The following is a 1,379-nucleotide window of genomic DNA, read 5'->3' as shown; positions in this document are numbered from 1 at the left end:
AGGTAGTTCAGCGCCACTCGCCACGCGTTCACGCGGCAGCAATCTGGAACGGCAATTTCTCCCAAGGCCCGCTTGGGCAGCTTGCGCTCGGCATCCTTGCCTGGGAACGGATGCGGCTCGGCTCCGACGTGCCATCGCGCCTGCTGCCGAAACTCACCTTCCAGGCCTGGGGCAAGGCGGTGCCCAATCACCGCACGCTGTTCGACTGGCTGTCGCGCGACGAAGCGGAAGTGGCGAAATACATTGCCGATCCCTTGTGCGGCTGGGACGCTTCGGTGTCGATGTGGCGCGACGTCGTCGGTATGGCGCTGAACGGTGGCAAGGATGCCGGCTTTGCCGGTATCCGGCGCGACCTGCCCGTCAGCATCGTCGGCGGCGAGAAGGATCCGGCTTCCGACTATGGCAAAGGGATCACCCATCTTGCCAATCGCATGCGCAAGATGGGCTTTTCGAATCTGGTTTCAAAGGTTTACGCCGACACCCGCCACGAAAGCCTGAACGAGGTGAATCGCGACATTATCATGGATGATTTCGCCGCCTGGGCCGACGAAGTCCTCAAAGCGTGACGGATTGGCCCATTGCAAGAGCCGTGACAGCCGTTGCAGGGCTTGATAGAGGCTCTGCTTTCGCAGCAATCGCAGTGATTGCGGCAACCACGGTGATCCATGGCTGAGCCCCCGCTGAAAGGCGTCCGCGTCGTCGAACTCGCCCGCATCCTTGCCGGGCCATGGGCCGGGCAGTTGCTTGCCGATCTCGGCGCCGATGTCATCAAGGTCGAGAGCCCCGATGGCGGCGACGACACCCGCAAATGGGGCCCGCCCTTCGTCATGGGCAAGGACGGCGAGAACCTGTCGGCCGCCTATTACCATTCCTGCAATCGCGGCAAGCGCTCCATCGCCATCGATTTCTCGACCCCGGAAGGCGCCGAGACGGTGCGCCGGCTGGTCGCCACTTCGGACGTGCTGATCGAGAACTTCAAGCTCGGCGGCCTGAAGAAATACGGCCTCGACTATGACAGCCTGCGCAAGATCAACCCGCGCCTCGTCTACTGCTCGATCACCGGTTTCGGCCAGGACGGTCCGTACGCACCGCGCGCCGGCTACGACTTCATCATCCAGGCCATGGCCGGCATGATGTCGATCACCGGCGAGGTCGGCCGCGAGCCGCAAAAGGCGGGCGTTGCCATCTCGGACATCTTCACCGGCCTTTATTCGGTCATCGCCATCCAGGCAGCACTGCGCCATGCCGAGCAGACCGGCGACGGTCAGCATGTCGACATGGCGCTTTTCGACACCCAGATCTCGGCGCTCGGCAACCAGAATTTGAACTATCTCGTCTCCGGCAAATCGCCGGTGCAGATGGGCAATGCGCATATGAAC

2 protein-coding genes are annotated in these 1,379 nt (G+C 62.6%); both read left to right on the top strand.

The genetic code is table 11. From position 1 onward, the window contains the following. Positions 1 to 566 (top strand): alpha/beta hydrolase (locus EN969_RS31150; RefSeq protein ID WP_164758665.1); only part of this gene is annotated, 566 nt, incomplete at its 5' end. A gap of 99 nt (positions 567 to 665) precedes the next feature. Further along, positions 666 to 1,379: CaiB/BaiF CoA-transferase family protein (locus EN969_RS31145; RefSeq protein WP_164758664.1), on the top strand; the 714-nt coding region annotated here is incomplete at its 3' end.

Origin of the sequence: Mesorhizobium sp. M7A.F.Ca.CA.003.01.2.1 (assembly GCF_003998945.1) — a bacterium.
Classification (GTDB): Bacteria; Pseudomonadota; Alphaproteobacteria; order Rhizobiales; family Rhizobiaceae; genus Mesorhizobium; species Mesorhizobium ciceri.
Note: the sequence above shows the minus strand (reverse complement) of the source record. Positions and strands in the feature narration are given on the sequence as shown.